We start from the raw sequence: 17,410 nt of genomic DNA on the forward strand, positions 1-17,410 counted from the left end.
ATACAAATCGAACTTAAAACCCAAAAAAATGTGGGAGCGAGCCTGCGCGAGAACGCGGTGTGTCAGTCACTGAAAAGGTCGACTGACACACCGCGTTCTCGCGCAGGCTCGCTCCCACGGCGGATTTGCAGGGTTTACAAACCTTCGGCAAGCACCTGATCGAGCATGTCGACGAAGAAATCCACACTCTGACGCGAGGTCACCATCGGCGGTTTGATCTTGAGAATGTTCAGGTCATCGCCGGTCGGCTGCATGAAAATCCCCAGCTCGCGCAGGCGATCACACAGCAACGTCGTCTCTTCAGTCGCCGGCTCCAGCGTCTCGCGATGACGGATCAGTTCCACGCCCAGATAGAAACCGGACCCATGCACCGCACCGACCAGCGGATGTTTATCGATCAACGCTTCGAGCCGCGCCTTGAAATGGTCACCGACTACCTGAGCGTTCTCCCAGAGCTTTTCTTCCTCCATCACATCCAGCACGGCCATGCCGATCTGGCAGCTCACCGGACTGCCGCCGGCCGACGAGAAGAAGTAACCCTCGGCCTCCAGGGCCTCGGCGATTTCCCGGCGCGTGATTACCGCACCCAGTGGCTGACCGTTGCCCATGCCTTTGGCCATGGTGATGATGTCCGGCACCACGCCCTGCTCTTCGACACCCCAGAAGAAATGGCCCATGCGCCCGTATCCAACCTGCACTTCGTCGGCAATACACACACCGCCCTGCGCGCGGACCAGCGCATACACCTGCTTCAAGTAACCCGGCGGCAGCGATATACCCCCGGCATTGCCGTACACCGGCTCGCAGATGAACCCGGCCAATTGGCGTTTCTGCTCGGCGATTTTTTCCAGATGATGTTCGACGCTGCGCACGTAGTCCGGCGCCGAATCGAGGCCGCGGAATTCGCCACGATACGTGTTCGGTGCCGGCACCGGATGCACCCAGTCCGGACGGCTTTCGAGGGCTTTCGGGTTGTCGGCGATCGAGGTCGACACCGCATCGGCGCCGATCGTCCAGCCGTGATAAGCCTCAAGCACGCTGATCATGTCGCGACCGCCGCTGTAGGCCCACGCCAGACGAATCGCCAGGTCATTGGCTTCGCTGCCGCTGTTGACCAGAAACACCCGATCCATTCCTTCCGGCGCCAGTTTCAGCAAACGCTCGGAAAACTCGGCCACCGCTGCATAGTTGAACCGCGAGTTGGTATTGAGCAGCGACCACTGACGGGCCGCGACCGCCGCCATGCGCGGATGGCCGTGACCGAGCACCGCCACGTTGTTGAGCATGTCGAGGTAGGAACGGCCCTGCATGTCGATCAGGTGATTGCGCCAGCCGCGTTCGATGCGTGGCGGATCGACGTAATAATGTTTTTGCGTGCGGGCGAAACTGGCATCGCGGCGTTCGAGCAACGTTTGCCAATCCAGCTCCGGTTCGGCATCGCAGGCAAGTCCCAGAAAAGCAGCCGGTGACGGGCACAACGACTGCCACGCGGGTGCATGGGACGGCGTACAGAACAGCGGCGCATCCAGATCTGCGCCGCGAATCAGTTGCACGCTCAACGGTCCGCTGACCGATCCCAGCACCTGACCTTTGACCAGCGCCGCGCCACTGTGCAGCGTTGGCGCCACACCCCACAGCCGAACGCTGAGCTGCGGGCCGTCCAGTTGCAGTGCCCCGTCTGCCTTTTGATGCAACACGCCGGCAAACGGCGCTTCCACCGCAGTGCCATTCGGCACGCGCAACTCGACGTGCAGCGGGAAGGTATCCGGTTCATCAGCACTGTCCGGGCGGGTGCGTGACAAACGGTACTGACCATAACGGCTCGCCGCCAGACCATGAGCGGCGGCGGCTTCGTTCAGCAGGCGTTGGTCAATGCCCTCCTGCTCCCAGTTGCCGGCCTCGAAATGCGGGCTGAGTACACCGAGATCAATCAGCGCAAATTCGCGCCCGACCAGCTCTGGCAACAACGGCGCGAAACCTTCGCTGTTGATTGCCGGCAATGTCTGACCCACCGCACTGAGAATCGCCGCCTCCATCAACGCCAACGGCACTGATGTGGCGACGCGGAAAATCTCCCACTCGTGACTGAGGTTGTCGCGGCTGTAGGTGTTATCCGGATCGATACTGACTTGTTGTTCGCCGCTGAGCACCAGCACCGCTGCACGGGCGACGATCAGCGGCCATAACGCTTGCAGCTCTTCATGTTGCAGCGGATTGACCGCGTGATAGGCCTGAACCGCCGGCAGAATCACAAACGGATCGCCACCGGCATGGTGCAGTAACGCCGCGCAGGTCACTGACAGATCGGTGATACGCCAGGTGCGCACCAGATCGCCGAAGTCGATGACACCCTGCAATTGCCAGTGGCGCTGCGCGTCACGCTGCCAGACCACGTTGTCATCGGTGATGTCCATGTGGATCGCCTGCACCGGCAGTTTTTCCAGCAACGGCTGCAAACGGCGCTCGGCCTGCCTGGCGACGTCGGCGATCAACGTGCGTTGCTGCTCGTCCTTGATCACCGGTAGCAAGTGGGCGATCAATGCGCTGGCGTGGCGTGCATCCCACTGCAACGTACGCTCCAGACCCGCATGGTCGAACCCGGCCAAGGCCAGGTCCATCTCGCCGCAAAGCCGACCAAATCCGGCGACCACTGCGTGGCCCAGGTGATCGAGGTGCGTCAGCGGCTGGCCTTCGATGTAATCCAGCAGCCGCACATGGACGGCCTCACCGTCGACCTCAAGCGACAGCAAATCCTCACCGTTATTGGCCGCAATCACCCGCGGCACATGCACATCAGAATGCTCGGCCAGATACTTGAGGCCGGCATGTTGGGCCTGCAACTCTACAAGGGCGTAGTCGCCCCGACAGATTTTCAGCACAAACCGCCCGCGCGCACTGTCAACGCGGTAGTTGAGATCCTGCTGGCTGCCAAGGGCCTGCAACGTGCCGCTGAGCCCGTAATGCTCGGCCAGCCATTGCAGGGCCTGCGCCTCGCTGACTTGCGGGCTGGGCAGACTGGCGCGATGAATCAACGTGTCGAGCGACATGAAACGACCCCTGAAATTTTATTAGGCGCTTATATCGCCATTGCTTCTGGCAAGACGCAACCCCTGATTTTGTTTATTCGAGCCCTCGCATCCGGCGGCACTTTGCGCAAGAATGTCGCCCGTCCACACTTATCTATGGAAACCCCCATGAATGTAATCACCACCGATTTGCCAGGTGTTCTGATCATCGAACCGAAGGTGTTTGGTGACGAGCGCGGTTTCTTTTACGAGAGCTTCAACGCCAAGGCGTTCCAGGACGCGACCGGTCTGGATACCCAATTCGTGCAAGACAACCATTCGCGCTCACAGAAGGGCGTGCTGCGTGGCCTGCATTACCAACTGGAAAACACCCAAGGTAAACTGGTGCGCGTCACTGTCGGTGAAGTACTTGATGTGGCCGTGGACATTCGCCGCAGCTCGCCACACTTCGGCAAGTCGGTAGCGGTGCGCCTGTCGGCTGAGAATCATCGTCAGCTGTGGGTGCCGGAAGGTTTCGCTCATGGTTTCGTGGTATTGAGCGAGTTCGCCGAGTTCCTCTACAAGACCACTAACTACTACGACCCCTCGTCCGAGCGCAGCATTCGCTGGGATGACCCTGATCTTGGCATCGACTGGCAACTGGACGAAGCACCAAAGTTGTCAGCGAAAGATCAGGCGGCAGTGTTGCTCAAGGACGCTGACGTCTTTTCCTGAGGCCGGGCATAATGCGCCTGTCACTACAGGCGCATCCGGCATATGAAACCACCTCTCCCCCGCAGCCCCCGCTGGCGCAGCCTCGCCCTGCTGGCATTGTGTCTGGCGCCACTGCTGTGGCCGCTGGAACATCTGGCCGAGCGCTATTACCGCAGCGAACTGGCCGGACAGAACCGCCAGACCCTCGACCTGTACGTCGCCAACCTGCTGGGCACCCTGCACCGCTATGAAGTATTGCCGCAGATCCTCGGCGACCTGCCAGCCCTGCGCGCCGTGCTCGGAGCGCCGGACGATGGCGTCACCCAAGGCAACGCCAATCGTCTGTTGAAAAACATCTCGGCCCAAACCGGTGCCGAAGTGATGTACCTGATGGACACCTCCGGGCAAACACTGGCGGCGTCGAATTGGGACAAACACGACAGCTTCGTCGGCCGTAATTTCTCCTTCCGCCCGTATTTCAGTGAAGCCATGGCCGGGCGTCTTGGACGGTTCTTCGGTCTCGGCACCACGTCGGCCAAACGCGGTTACTTCTTCGCCGCTGCCGTGCGCAACGGTGAAAAAATCATCGGCGTCCTGGTGATCAAGGTCGATCTCGATCACACCGAAAGCCTGTGGGGCAAAACGCCGGAACAACTGCTGGTGACCGACAACAACGGCGTGGTCATCCTCACGTCACGCCCGGAATGGCGCTTTCGCTCGACCCGCGTCTTGAGCGATGCCGAGCGCTTGGCGATTACGGCGATCCAGCCCTACCCGACCCGCGAACCCCGGCCGCTGAATCTCAACACCGACGCCTGGCTGACACAAACCCACGACATCGCCGAAACCGGCTGGAGCGTCAGCATCCTCGCGCCGCGCACGCTGATCGACCGGCCGGTGCGCACGGTGGTCGCCATCGGCGGCGCCACGCTGTTGGTGGTGATGTTGCTGGTGGGTCTGATGATGCAGCGCAGCCGCCACTATCTGGAACGCATCGCCTTCGAAGCCAAGGCGCGGCGGGAACTGGAAGGCCGGGTCGCCGAACGCACCAGCGACCTAGAAGGCCTCAACCGTCGTCTGAAGCAGGAAGTGCTGGAGCGTGAACAGGCGCAGCAGGAATTGGTGCGCGCTCAGGACGATCTGGTACAAGCCGGCAAATTGTCGGCGCTGGGCACGATGTCGGCGAGCATCAGCCATGAACTCAATCAGCCTCTCGCGGCGATCCGCAGCTACGCAGAAAACGCCGAAGTGTTGCTCGATCATCAACGCACCGAAGAGGCGCGCGGCAACCTCAAGCTGATCAGCGAGTTGACCGGGCGCATGGCTTCGATCATCGCCCATCTGCGCGCCTTCGCCCGCCGCGATCGGCACGCCCCGGAAAGCGTTGCCCTGCAACCGGCGCTGGATGATGCGCTGGCCTTGCTGGCCAAACGTCGACGGAGCATGGAAGTCGAGTTGATCCGCGACCTGCCCGCCGCCACCTTGTGGGTCGAGGCCGGGGAAACCCGCCTGCGCCAAGTGCTCGGCAATCTGCTCGCCAACGCCCTCGACGCCCTCACCGAAAAAGGCCCGCCGCGCAAACTGTGGCTGAGTGCCGAATCCACGGCCGATGGCGTCAACCTGTACATTCGCGACAACGGTCCGGGTTTCTGCATGGAAGCCCTCGGCCGCGCCAGCGAGCCTTTCTACACGACCAAGACGCGCACCCAGGGTCTGGGTCTGGGCCTGGCGATTTGTGAAACCCTGATGCGCGCCTTCGGTGGTGAACTGTCGTTCGCCAACCACAAGCAAGGTGGCGCCTTGATAACCCTGCGGCTGCGTGCCGGTGCGCCCGGGGTCAGCCTGCAACCGTCCGAGGATCGAAGTGCATGACCATCGACAATCGCATTCAGGTGGTGTTGATCGACGACGATCCGCACCTGCGTCAGGCCTTGGGCCAGACACTGGATCTGGCCGGGCTGAAAATCCTGCCGCTGTCCGAAGCCAAGGGCCTGGCCGGACAACTGGAACGCGACTGGCCGGGTGTGGTTGTCAGTGACATCCGCATGCCGGGCATGGACGGTCTGGAATTATTGAGCGAACTGCACGCTCAGGACCCCGAGCTGCCCGTGCTGCTGATCACCGGCCACGGCGATGTGCCGCTCGCCGTGCAGGCGATGCGCGCCGGAGCATACGACTTCCTTGAGAAACCCTTCGCCAGCGACGCCCTGCTCGACAGCGTGCGCCGCGCGCTGGCCCTGCGCCGCCTGGTGCTGGACAACCGCAGCCTGCGTCTGGCCCTCAGCGATCGCAACGAATTGAGCACGCGACTGGTCGGCCATTCGCAGCCGATGCTGCGCCTGCGCGAGCAGATCGGCGCGCTGGCGGCGACCCGGGCTGACGTGCTGATCCTCGGCGAAACCGGCGCTGGCAAAGAGGTTGTGGCCCGTGCGCTGCATGACCTGTCGAGCCGTCGCAACGGGCCGTTTGTGGCGATCAATGCCGGCGCGCTGGCCGAATCGGTGGTGGAAAGCGAGCTGTTCGGCCATGAGCCGGGCGCGTTCACCGGCGCGCAAAAACGCCGTATCGGCAAGTTCGAATTCGCCAACGGCGGCACCTTGTTCCTCGATGAAATCGAAAGCATGAGCCTGGATGTGCAAGTGAAACTGCTGCGCATGCTGCAGGAACGAGTCGTCGAACGCCTGGGCGGCAATCAACTGATCCCGCTGGATATCCGCGTCATCGCCGCCACCAAGGAAGACCTGCGCCAGGCTGCCGATCAGGGCCGTTTCCGTGCAGATTTGTATTACCGCCTCAATGTCGCGCCGCTGCGCATTCCGCCGCTACGCGAGCGTGGCGAAGATGCGTTGATGCTGTTCCAGTATTACGCCGATGAAGCCAGCGCCCGCCACGGCTTGCCCCCCCACGAACTGCAACCGGCGCAGCGCGCCCTGCTACTGCGCCATACCTGGCCGGGTAACGTGCGAGAGTTGCAAAACGCGGCCGAACGCTTTGCGCTGGGCCTTGAACTGGCGCTGGATAACAGCGGCGACGAGGGCGGCGGCGCCACAGTCCAAATCACTGGCGGCGGGCTCAGCGAGCAAGTGGAAAACTTCGAGAAATCGTTGATCGCCGCCGAACTGGCGCGCACCCACAGCTCGGTACGCAGTCTTGCCGAAGCACTGGGCATACCGCGCAAGACCCTGCACGACAAACTGCGCAAACACGGCCTCAACTTCGGCGACAACAGCCATGGGGAGGAGAACGAATGAACCCGGACACTCACTATCTGGAGTCGGTGCTGCATCGCGATATTCCCCTGACCCGGGACATGGGCATCAAGGTACTCGACTGGCAGGCTCAGCAATTGAGTCTGCATTTGCCTTTGGAGCCCAACGTCAATCACAAAAGCACCATGTTCGGCGGCAGCCTCTATTGCGGCGCGGTGCTGGCGGGTTGGGGCTGGTTGCATTTGCGCTTGAAGGAAGAAGGGATCATCGACGGCCACATCGTGATTCAGGAAGGGCAGATCAGTTATCCGCTGCCAGTGACGGGGGATGCGACAGCCATTTGCCCGGCGCCGGATGCGACGGTGTGGAAGAAATTTCTGGCGATGTATCAGCGTCACGGGCGGGCGCGGTTGACGCTGAATACGCGGATCGTCAATGCCGGGAGTGATGAGGATGCGGTGACGTTTAGCGGGCAGTACGTGTTGCACCGCTAAAGCAAAAGATCGCAGCCTCCGGCAGCTCCTACAGGGAAATGCGAAATCCTGTGTAGGAGCTGCCGCAGGCTGCGATCTTTTGCTATTAACCTCGGGCCAACTCCAACAACCTCGTCCGCCACGCCGCCTTCGCTGGCAGCGCCAGAAAGAACTCATTCAGCAACGATTCCCGCGCCGGATAACAGAACGCTTCGCCCTGCAAATCCAGCACCTCACCGCCCGCCCCTTCCAGCACGCCTTGGGCGGCCGCCGTGTCCCACTGCGAAGTCGGCGCCAGTCGCGGATAGCAATCCGCCGCCCCTTCGGCCAACAGGCAAAACTTCAACGAACTGCCGATATTGGCCAATTGCAGCTCACCCAGGCTCGCGCTCAACCCGGCCAGCAGGCGCTCCTGCTCGGGACTGGAATGCCGACGACTGGCTACTACGGTGAACGCTTCGCCCGGCCCCGGCACGTCACGCACCTGAATCGCAACCGGAGTACCGCCCTCGTCACAGCGCCAGGCACCGAGCCCGGCACCCCCAACGTAGTAACGACCGTTGGTCGGCATCGACACCACACCGAATACCACGCGACCGTTTTCGATCAACGCAATATTGACGGTGAATTCCTCACTGCCGCTGATGAACTCCTTGGTGCCATCCAGCGGATCTACCAGCCACCAACGCTGCCAGCCGGCGCGTATGCTCTGCGCGATACTCGCGTCCTCTTCGGACAGCACCGGAATACTCGGATCCAGCGCGATCAATCCATCCACAATCACGTGGTGCGCGGCCAGATCTGCAACGGTCACAGGTGATTCATCTGACTTGGCGGTGACTTCAACGCCTGACCGCCAGAACGGCAAAATTGCCTCGCCAGCCTTCAACGCCAGCGCAATCACTGGCGCCATCAACGGATGGGGAAAGTTCATCAATTGCTCACTCATAGTTGAAAGGCACCGCGCTGGCTCAGCAAATCACGCGCCAGGTACAACGCCGCCAAGGCACGCCCTTCGGTGAATTGCGGATTCAACGCCAGCGCCGACAGTTCGCGCAGGTTGACCTTGTCGACCCGCATCGGCTCAGGCTCGTCGCCATCCAGACGTTCTTCGTACAGCTCGGTGGCCAGCACCACCTGAATCTTCTGGCTCATGTAACCGGGTGACAGCGACAGTTCAGTCAGATGCTCCAGTTGCCGCGCGCCAAAACCGGCCTCTTCCTTAAGCTCACGCTCGGCCGCTGCCAGCACGTCTTCACCGGGTTCGATAAGGCCTTTGGGCAGGGACAATTCGTACTCGTCAGTACCGCCGCAATATTCCTCGACCAACACAGCGTGCTCGGCATCGAGCATTGCCACGATCATCACCGCGCCGTATCCGGCACCCTTGCCCACCAGACGCTCATAGGTGCGTTCCACACCGTTGGAAAAACGCAGCTTGAGCTCTTCGACGCAAAACAGGCGACTGGTGGCGACGATCTCGCGGGCAAGTACGGTGGGTTTCTGGCGCATGCAAAGCTCCTTGGCGTGAACGCGCTACTATAACGCGGCTTTCCCGATTGTTTACGTCGGATATCTTTCTACCGCTCGAGACGTTGCCATGCCTTCATTACCCTGGTCCGACATCGATACCGTTCTTCTGGACATGGACGGCACGCTGCTGGATTTGCACTTCGACAACCATTTCTGGCTGGAACACCTGCCCCAGCGCTACGCCGAACTGCACGGGGTCAGCCGCGCCATGGCCGAGATGGAGTTGCAGCCGTTGTTCGAGCGCCATGCCGGTCAGTTGCAGTGGTACTGCCTGGATTTCTGGAGCAGCGAACTGAAATTGTCAGTGCGTGAGTTGAAGCAAGAGACCGCGCACCTGATCGCCTTGCGCACCGACGCCGACACCTTTCTTGAAGCGATAAAACGCGCCGGCAAACGGGTGATCATGATCACCAATGCGCACCGTGATTCGCTGTCGTTGAAGCTGGAGCGGATTGAACTGGCGCCCTATTTCGAGCGATTGATCAGCTCGCATGACTACGGTTTTCCGAAGGAAAATCCGCAATTCTGGGATGCGTTGCAGGCCGATATAGATTTTGATCCGGCGCGCAGTCTGTTTATTGACGACACCTTGCCCATTCTGCGCAGTGCGCGGGATTTTGGCGTGGCGCACTTGTTGGCCATCAAGGAACCGGACAGCCGCAAAGGCCCGAAGGACACGGCCGAATTTGTCGCAGTTGAAGACTACCGCGACCTGATCACAGGCCTCTGATACCGAGTTGCCCTATTCGCGAGCAGGCTCGCTCCCACATTGAAACGCATCCAATGTGGAAGCGAGCCTGCTCGCGAAAGCGTTATCCGCAATTACTCAGGAATACGCAGTGTCTGCCCTGGGTAGATCTTGTTCACATCTTTGAGCATCGGTTTGTTGGCTTCGAAGATTTTTTGATACTTGTTGGCATCGCCGTAAACGCGCAGGGAAATTGCACTCAGCGTGTCACCCGACTTGACCACCACAAACTGCGCAGCAGTCACTACCGGGCCGGTCACAGTGATCTGGTCATCAACGCTGCCCACACCTTCAATATTGCCCACCGCCAGCAGAATTTTCTCTTTCTCTTCCTGACTCGCCACTTCGCCGGTAACCGTGACCTTGTCGCCGTCCACAGTCGCCTGAACGTTCGGATTGCCCAAGCCAACCTTGCTGATGTGTTCCTTCAATTGCTCACCGGCATTGGCATTGCCCGGGGTCAGCAGATCGATCAGTTTCTCACCGGCTTCTTTCACAAAGCTAAAAAGACTCATAGCGCACACTCCTTGATTTGGGTTCCAGACGTCAAAGCCTAGACCACCAATGACAACCCCGGTTCCAAGCCGACCAATGACCCTGTCACCCCACAAGCGTTAGAATCGCCCACCCCCGCAAACACCCTTCGGAGCGAAGATGGACATCAAGCAGCTGAAATTCCTCATCGCCCTCGACGAAACCCGTCACTTCGGCCAGGCCGCTGCGCGTTGTCACATTACGCAACCGACGCTGTCGATGCGCCTGCGTAGCCTCGAAGAAGAACTCGACCTGCCGCTGGTCAACCGCGGTCAGCGGTTCGAAGGGTTCACCGCCCCGGGCGAACGGGTGCTGGCGTGGGCACGCACAGTGTTGGCGGCGTATGACGGCTTGCAGGCAGAAGCGGCAGCGTGCCGCGGCAATCTGGTCGGTACGTTGCGTCTGGGCGTGGTGCCGCTGTCGAGTTTCGATGCGTTGCCGCTGATGCAGCGTCTGCACGGGCAGCACCCGAACCTGCGCTTTGAATTGTCGGCGCTGAGTTCCGAACAGATCCTCGAACAACTGGCGAACAACCGCATCGATATCGGCGTGTCCTATCTTGATCGGCTGGACAGTGAGCGCTTCGAATCCTTGGCCTTCAGCGAAACCCGCATGGGATTGCTGTATGACCAGCGTTTCTTCTCCTTCGGCGAAGCACCGTTGACCTGGGAATCGCTGATCGAACTGCCACTGGGCATGCTCACCAGCGGCATGCACTTTCGCCAGTCGATCGACCACAATTTCCACAGCCGTGGCCTGACGCCACAGACACTGCTGCAAACCGATGCCGTGCATCAATTATTACAAGCTGTGCATGGCGGGTTCTGTTGCGCGGTGATGCCGTTGGACGGCGGACTGGAAAACCTCACCGATGATCTGCGTCTGCAGCCCATTGAAAGTGCCCAAACCCTCGCCCGGCTGGGGTTCATCATGCGCCGGGGTGCCCCGCGTTCAGCGCTGGCCGAAGCCTGTTTTGCGCTGTATCAAAAATCGCCAGGCGAGTCTTGATCGACGGCATCTATCGGTAGATCAACATTAGCGATTAGACGCGACATCTTGCCGCGCCTAGTCTTAACGTTGATCAAACCGTTGGTGATGCCATGAACGCCAAGCGCCCAGCCTGCGCGGCGCCTGCACGCGAAACGCCCGCGCCTGCTGCCAGCCAGACATACAGTTACAGCGATCTGCCTCTCGAAGAGTCGGCCAGCACCGCGCTGGCCGAGGAAGTTGCGTTGGCGATCGCCTACAACGGCATCAGCCAGGCCGTCATGCTGGTGACCCCGACCGACCTCGAAGACTTCATCGTCGGTTTCAGCCTCGGCAGCGGCATCATCGAAGACGCCAATGATATCTATGACCTGCAACTGACTGGCGCAGGTTCGGCGCAATACGCGCAAGTGACCATCGCCAACCGTGCGTTCTGGAATCTCAAGACCCAGCGTCGGCAACTGGCCGGCACTAGCGGGTGCGGACTGTGCGGCGTTGAAGCGGTGGAGCAGGCGCTACCCGATCTCAAGGTGTTGCCCGGTGCGCCGTTGCCACCCAGTGTATGGCTCGACGGTCTGCGCCAACGCATCGGCGCCTTCCAGCCACTGGGCCAGCATTGCGGTGCGGTACACGCGGCGATTTTCATGAATGCCAGCGGCGAATTGCTGCTCGGGCGCGAAGACATAGGCCGCCACAACGCTCTCGACAAACTGATCGGCGGGCTGATCCGCCAGAAAATATCCACGGATGGCGGCCTCGCGATTGTCACCAGCCGTTGCAGTCTCGAATTGATCCAGAAAGTTTTGCGCGCCGGCATCCAGACCCTGGTCAGCCTGTCCGCGCCTACGGGCCTTGCCGTGCAATGGGCCCGTCGGCACAACCTCAATCTCATCCACCTGCCGCAGAAAAATGCGCCGCGGGTGTATAGCCCCGCGATGGAGAATCAAGCGTGAGCCAACATCATCAAGCCGACCAGAAACCTGTCCCGCGCTACAAGCCCTACAAAGGCGCAGCCGGCGGTTGGGGTGCCCTGATCAGCGTGGCCCAGGCCTGGTTGACCAGTGACAACGCGCTGAAAAACCTGCGCATGATGCTCAAGACCAACCAGAACGGCGGCTTCGACTGCCCGGGTTGCGCGTGGGGCGATTCCCCGGAAAGCGGCATGGTCAAGTTCTGCGAGAACGGCGCCAAAGCGGTGAATTGGGAAGCGACCAAGCGTCGGGTGGATGCAAAATTCTTCGCCAAACACAGCGTTACCGCGTTGCTGGAGCAGAGCGACTACTGGCTTGAATATCAGGGTCGTCTGACCGAGCCAATGGCCTACGACGCCGAGACCGACCGCTACAAACCGATTGCCTGGGACGATGCCTACGCGCTGATCGCCAAACACCTGCAAGGCTTGTCGAGCCCGGATCAAGCCGAGTTCTACACCTCGGGTCGCGCCAGCAACGAAGCGGCGTATCTGTATCAGCTGTTCGTGCGCGCCTTCGGTACCAACAACTTTCCCGATTGCTCGAACATGTGCCACGAGGCCAGCGGCGTGGCGTTGGCGCAGAGTGTCGGTGTCGGCAAAGGCACCGTGACGTTCGATGACTTCGAACACGCCGACGCGATTTTCGTCTGGGGCCAGAACCCCGGCACCAACCATCCGCGGATGCTCGAACCCCTGCGTGAAGCCGTGAAACGTGGCGCTCAGGTGGTGTGCGTCAACCCGCTCAAAGAGCGTGGTCTGGAACGTTTCCAGCACCCGCAGCACCCGATCGAAATGCTCACCAACGGCGACAAACCGACCAACACCGCGTACTTCCGCCCGGCATTGGGTGGCGACATGGCGCTGCTGCGTGGCATGGCCAAGTTCCTTCTGCAATGGGAACGCGACGCGCAGAAGGCTGGTGAGCCAGCGGTGTTCGATCACGACTTCCTCAATGCACACAGTGCCAATGTGCTGGAGTATCTCGGTGTCGTCGACGACACGCCGTGGGAGCAGATCGTCGAGCAATCCGGCCTGCCCCTGGTCGAGATCGAACAAGCGGCGCGCATGTACGCCAAAGGCAAAAACGTGATCATGTGCTGGGCGATGGGCATCACCCAGCATCGCCATTCGGTGCCGACCATCCAGGAAATCGCCAACCTGATGCTGCTGCGCGGCAACATCGGCAAACCTGGCGCCGGTCTGTGCCCGGTGCGCGGTCACAGTAACGTGCAGGGCGACCGCACGATGGGTATCAACGAGCGTCCACCCGTGGCGTTCCTTGATTCGCTGGAGCGTCGCTTCCAGTTCAAGGTGCCACGCCACAACGGGCACAACGTGGTCGAGGCGATCCACGCCATGGCCGAGGGCCGCGCCAAGGTGTTTATCGGTCTGGGCGGCAACTTCGCCCAAGCCACACCGGACAGCCCGCGCACGTTCGAGGCTCTGAGCAATTGTGACCTGACCGTGCAGATCAGCACCAAACTCAACCGTAGCCACCTGGCTCACGGTAAAGACGCCTTGATCCTGCCGTGCTTCGGTCGCACCGACATCGACATCCAGACTGAAGGCCCGCAAGCGGTCACCGTGGAAGACTCGTTCAGCATGGTTCACGCCTCCAACGGTCAGTTGCAGCCGCTTTCTAACCAGATGCGTTCAGAGCCGTCGATCATCGCTGGCATCGCTGCCGCGACCCTTGGCAGCAAACCGGTGGACTGGAACTGGCTGGTGGCCGATTACGGGCGTATCCGCGAGCTGATCGCCGACACCATCCCGGGTTTCAAGGAATTCAACGAAAAGATCAAGAATCCGGGTGGTTTCTACCTCGGCAACAGCGCCGGTGCACGCAAGTGGAACACGCCGTCGGGCCGCGCCAATTTCCGCGCGAACCTGCTGCCCAAAGACCTGGTCCACGAACGTACCCGCGCCACCGGTCAGTTGCCGGATCTGATCCTGCAATCGATGCGTTCGCACGATCAGTACAACACCACGATTTATGGCCTCGACGACCGTTATCGCGGGGTGAAGGGCCAGCGCGATGTGCTGTTCGCCAACGAGGCCGACATTATTCGCCTGGGCTTCCGTCCGGGGCAGAAGGCTGACATCGTTTCGATCTGGGACGATGGGCGCGAGCGTCGGGTGAAGGGCTTCACACTGCTGGCGTTTGATATCCCTGCCGGCCAGGCCGCTGCGTATTACCCGGAAGTGAATCCACTGGTGCCGCTGGAAAGCACTGGCGACGGCAGCCATACGCCGACCTCGAAGTTCATCGCGATTCGGCTGGAAGCGGCGAGTGAGACCGGGTTGATCATGGCCAAGTCTGCTTAAACTTAAAGAGTGACTGGACTGGCCCCTTCGCGGGCAAGTTCGCTCCCACAGTTGAGCGCATTCCTGCATAAGAAACGCGGTCCAATGTGGGAGCGAGCCTGCTCGCGAAAGCGGTCGAACATTTAACGCACTTCTACGCCGCTACACATTTCCATCGCCCACAAAAAAGGCCGCTTTTTCACAAAAGCGGCCTGTCCGAAGTAGTTAAAGACCGGCGAAAATCGCTTAAGTTCCGTAGTTAAAACAGTAACTTGCGTAATTGTATACAAGTCGTGTTATTCGTCGGATTTCGATTGTCACGCGTGTTGCACAGCCTCAGGATCGGCGCCGTCATCCCTTTGAGGCTCCTCTATGAAGTTCTCCTCGATTCTCTTGTTGTCCCTTGGCCTGGTCAGTGGTTTTGCGTCCGCAGGCGGCACCACCGAAGCAGGTGTGGGCGGCGCATTGGGCGGGGTTCTTGGCTCGGTCGTCGGTCAGTCTTTAGGCGGCAATACAGGTTCCACCATCGGCGCAGCCTTGGGCGGCGCGGGTGGTAGCGCGGTCGGCGCAGACAAACGCAGCCGTGGCGAAGCCGCTATCGGCGGTGCGTTGGGCGCAGCCGGCGGTAACGTGGTTGGCCGCAGCATGGGCGGCACTACCGGCAGCCTGATCGGTTCCGCAGCAGGTGGCGGCGCCGGCGGCGCGCTGGGTAACTACATGGGCAACAAGAGCGATGACGATGATCGTCGCTATGATCGCCGTCACGACGACCGTCGCTACTATCGCGACCGTCACCCAGGACGCGGCCACGCCTACGGTCACCGCAAGCATCACAAGTATTACCGCGACTGAGGCGCCTGAAGCACCTCGTTAGCCGGTAAAGCAAAAATCGCAGCCCTCGGGCTGCGATTTTTTTTGCCTTTTTCACACCACCAATCTTTCCAGCGCAGCGCGCAACCCGGCAGGAATGGGCACTGGCTGATTACTCGCCCGATCGACGAAGACATGGACGAAACGCCCCGCCGCACACGCTTCGCTCTCGCCGACCTTGAACACCGCCAATTCGTACTGCACCGAACTGTTGCCCAACTTGCCGACCCGCAAGCCGATCTCGATCAAGTCCGGGAAAGCAATCGAGGCGAAGTAATCGCACGCCGAACTGACCACGAACCCCACCACCTCACCGTCATGGATATCCAGACCACCGACCTGGATCAGGTAGGTGTTCACCGCGGTGTCAAAGAAGCTGTAATAAGTGACGTTATTGACGTGGCCGTAGGCATCGTTGTCATGCCAGCGCGTGGTAATGGGCTGGAAATGCGGGTAGTCGGTGCGTTGAGGGGTCGGGTTGGACATCAATTTTCGATTCCTGAAGGTAAGTGGCCAGTCTGATTTAAAAGCGTCTCGCTCCCACAAGGTTCTTCAGTGAGGTCGGGATCTGCGAACCAAACAAACCCACTGTGGGAGCGAGCCTGCTCGCGAAGGCGCCAGCACAGGCGCCACGTCATTCAACGGTCAGCAAACCCCTTCCCTTGCGCCGCCAACTCACCAATCAGCCTTGCCGGTTTCCACTGATCACCCTGCCGCGTCTCCAGCGCCAGCAGCCGCTGATGAATATCTGCAAGCCCCTGCTGATCCGCCCAGGCCATCGGCCCGCCCTTGTCGGCGGGAAAGCCATAACCGTTCAGGTACACCAGATCGATGTCATGCGCCGACTCGGCAATGCCTTCCTGCAGAATCTTCGCGCCTTCGTTGACCAGTGCCAGCAGGCAGCGCTCCAGAATCTCCTCCGGACCGATTTCACGGCGCTGGAAACCCAAACCCTCACTGACACGCAACACCAGCGCATCGACTTCCGGGTCATGCTCTGCCTGACGACTGCCCGGCTCGTAGTGGTAATAACCATTACCAGACTTCTGACCGAACCGGCCCATTTCGCACAGGCGGTTATCAACCTGAATCTCCGGGGCATCCTGGCCCTTGCCGGCCAGCTCACGAGCGCGCCATTCCAGATCGATGCCGACCACGTCGTACATACGGAACGGCCCCATGGCGAAACCGAATGCCTGTAGCGCCGCATCGACCTGCTGTGGATAAGCGCCTTCAAGCAGTATCTTGCGGGCCTCCAGGACATACGGATGCAGCATGCGGTTACCGATGAAACCGTGGCAGTTGCCCGATACCACACTGACCTTGCCCATGCGCTTGCCCAGTATCAGCGCAGCATCCAGTGCTGCCTGCGAGGTCTGTGCACCGCGAACGATTTCCAGCAGTTTCATGATGTGCGCGGGGCTGAAGAAATGCAGACCCAACACTTGCTCAGGCCGCTTGGTCGCCGCAGCTATTGCATCGATATCCAGTGCCGACGTGTTACTCGCCAACAGCGCTTGCGGCTTGAGCAAGCCATCCAGTTCACGAAAGATCTTCTGCTTGAGTTCGAGGTTTTCGTACACCGCCTCGATCACCAGATCGGCATTGCGGATCTCTGCGTAATCCGCCGCAGCGCTGACCCGGGCCAAACGCGCATCAGCCTCGGCCCGATCAATCCGGCCCTGACGTACGTTATGTGCATAAGTCTCGGCCACGGTTGCGAGCGCCTGTTCGAGCATCTGTGGATTGGTGTCCACCCATTGCACCGACACACCGGCATTGGCCAGACACATGACAATGCCACGCCCCATGGTGCCCGCACCGATCACCGCTGCCTGCTGAATATCGAAAGATGTCTGGCTCATGTTGTTCTCTTGTTGGCGATCCAAAGACTGGTCTCACCATAGTCAGCCAACGACGCTTTTTGAAGTTTATTACCGTGATGATCGACATTCAGCGGATGGATGCAGCTCTCATAGATCACCGCAATCCCTGTGGGAGCGAACCTGCTCGCGAAAGCGGTGTGCCATGCAACGCGATTCCGAATGACCTGACCCTTT

General features: G+C 60.4%; 15 protein-coding genes. 9 read left to right on the forward strand and 6 right to left on the reverse strand.

What is annotated here, in order from left to right; translation table 11 throughout:
• Window positions 1-134: 134 nt before the first annotated feature.
• Window positions 135-3,047, reverse strand: coding sequence for an aminotransferase (locus tag AB4P92_RS13990; protein WP_395599591.1), 2,913 nt, complete (start codon window positions 3,045-3,047; stop codon window positions 135-137).
• Window positions 3,048-3,194: 147 nt separating this feature from the next.
• Between AB4P92_RS13990 and rfbC the strand changes: the two genes are divergently transcribed.
• The 4 genes from rfbC to AB4P92_RS14010 are packed head-to-tail and all read left to right on the forward strand — an operon-like array spanning window position 3,195 to window position 7,422.
• Window positions 3,195-3,740: a dTDP-4-dehydrorhamnose 3,5-epimerase gene (rfbC, locus tag AB4P92_RS13995; RefSeq protein ID WP_115146032.1), complete on the forward strand. Its 546-nt coding sequence runs from the start codon at window positions 3,195-3,197 to the stop codon at window positions 3,738-3,740.
• Window positions 3,741-3,782: 42 nt separating this feature from the next.
• Complete coding sequence (locus tag AB4P92_RS14000; RefSeq protein ID WP_042557160.1) at window positions 3,783-5,591, forward strand: ATP-binding protein; 1,809 nt, start codon at window positions 3,783-3,785, stop codon at window positions 5,589-5,591.
• The gene (locus AB4P92_RS14005; protein ID WP_395599592.1) at window positions 5,588-6,970 is read left to right on the forward strand and encodes a sigma-54-dependent transcriptional regulator; all 1,383 of its coding nucleotides are present in this window, start codon (window positions 5,588-5,590) and stop codon (window positions 6,968-6,970) included. Before AB4P92_RS14000 ends, AB4P92_RS14005 begins: the two co-directional genes overlap by 4 nt.
• Window positions 6,967-7,422: a YiiD C-terminal domain-containing protein gene (locus AB4P92_RS14010; protein ID WP_395599593.1), complete on the forward strand. Its 456-nt coding sequence runs from the start codon at window positions 6,967-6,969 to the stop codon at window positions 7,420-7,422. Before AB4P92_RS14005 ends, AB4P92_RS14010 begins: the two co-directional genes overlap by 4 nt.
• A gap of 85 nt (window positions 7,423-7,507) precedes the next feature.
• Here the strand turns inward: AB4P92_RS14010 and cysQ are convergent, their stop codons facing one another.
• Together cysQ and nudE are read right to left on the reverse strand one after the other, a co-directional pair.
• A complete protein-coding gene (gene cysQ / locus AB4P92_RS14015) occupies window positions 7,508-8,335 on the reverse strand; it encodes a 3'(2'),5'-bisphosphate nucleotidase CysQ (protein ID WP_395599594.1) in 828 nt (275 codons plus the stop codon).
• A gap of 11 nt (window positions 8,336-8,346) precedes the next feature.
• Complete coding sequence (gene nudE, locus AB4P92_RS14020) at window positions 8,347-8,913, reverse strand: ADP compounds hydrolase NudE (RefSeq protein WP_395599595.1); 567 nt, start codon at window positions 8,911-8,913, stop codon at window positions 8,347-8,349.
• Window positions 8,914-9,001: 88 nt separating this feature from the next.
• On the opposite strand from nudE, the gene yrfG reads away from it, so the two are divergent.
• Entirely contained in the window at window positions 9,002-9,664 is a 663-nt protein-coding gene (gene yrfG, locus AB4P92_RS14025; RefSeq protein ID WP_261736194.1) for a GMP/IMP nucleotidase, read from the forward strand.
• A 92-nt stretch (window positions 9,665-9,756) separates the two neighbouring features.
• On the opposite strand, the gene lysM is transcribed toward yrfG, so the two are convergent.
• Window positions 9,757-10,197 (reverse strand): peptidoglycan-binding protein LysM, encoded by a 441-nt coding sequence (lysM, locus tag AB4P92_RS14030; RefSeq protein WP_042557154.1) that lies wholly within the window; start codon window positions 10,195-10,197, stop codon window positions 9,757-9,759.
• Between the two features lie 139 nt (window positions 10,198-10,336).
• Here lysM and AB4P92_RS14035 point away from each other — a divergent pair, with 139 nt between their 5' ends.
• The 4 genes from AB4P92_RS14035 (at window position 10,337) to AB4P92_RS14050 (ending at window position 15,332) form a co-directional block, all read left to right on the forward strand.
• Window positions 10,337-11,224 carry a LysR family transcriptional regulator gene (locus tag AB4P92_RS14035; RefSeq protein WP_042557153.1) on the forward strand — a complete coding sequence of 296 codons (888 nt, stop codon included), beginning with the start codon at window positions 10,337-10,339 and terminating at the stop codon, window positions 11,222-11,224.
• Between the two features lie 92 nt (window positions 11,225-11,316).
• Complete coding sequence (gene fdhD / locus AB4P92_RS14040) at window positions 11,317-12,156, forward strand: formate dehydrogenase accessory sulfurtransferase FdhD (RefSeq protein ID WP_395599596.1); 840 nt, start codon at window positions 11,317-11,319, stop codon at window positions 12,154-12,156.
• A complete protein-coding gene (locus tag AB4P92_RS14045; RefSeq protein WP_395599597.1) occupies window positions 12,153-14,501 on the forward strand; it encodes an FdhF/YdeP family oxidoreductase in 2,349 nt (782 codons plus the stop codon). The genes fdhD and AB4P92_RS14045 overlap by 4 nt, the downstream gene beginning before the upstream one ends.
• Window positions 14,502-14,852: 351 nt before the next feature.
• Window positions 14,853-15,332: a glycine zipper domain-containing protein gene (locus AB4P92_RS14050; RefSeq protein WP_042557150.1), complete on the forward strand. Its 480-nt coding sequence runs from the start codon at window positions 14,853-14,855 to the stop codon at window positions 15,330-15,332.
• A 72-nt stretch (window positions 15,333-15,404) separates the two neighbouring features.
• Here AB4P92_RS14050 and AB4P92_RS14055 read toward each other — a convergent pair whose 3' ends face one another.
• On the reverse strand, window positions 15,405-15,836 hold the full coding sequence (locus tag AB4P92_RS14055) for a thioesterase family protein (protein WP_042557149.1): 432 nt from the start codon (window positions 15,834-15,836) through the stop codon (window positions 15,405-15,407).
• Window positions 15,837-15,988: 152 nt separating this feature from the next.
• Window positions 15,989-17,215, reverse strand: a complete 1,227-nt coding sequence (locus tag AB4P92_RS14060) for a 3-hydroxyacyl-CoA dehydrogenase NAD-binding domain-containing protein (RefSeq protein ID WP_395599598.1) — start codon at window positions 17,213-17,215, stop codon at window positions 15,989-15,991.
• Between the last annotated feature and the right edge of the window lie 195 nt (window positions 17,216-17,410).

The sequence above is a fragment of the Pseudomonas sp. A0308 genome (assembly GCF_044218815.1).
Lineage (GTDB): Bacteria > Pseudomonadota > Gammaproteobacteria > Pseudomonadales > Pseudomonadaceae > Aquipseudomonas > Aquipseudomonas iridis.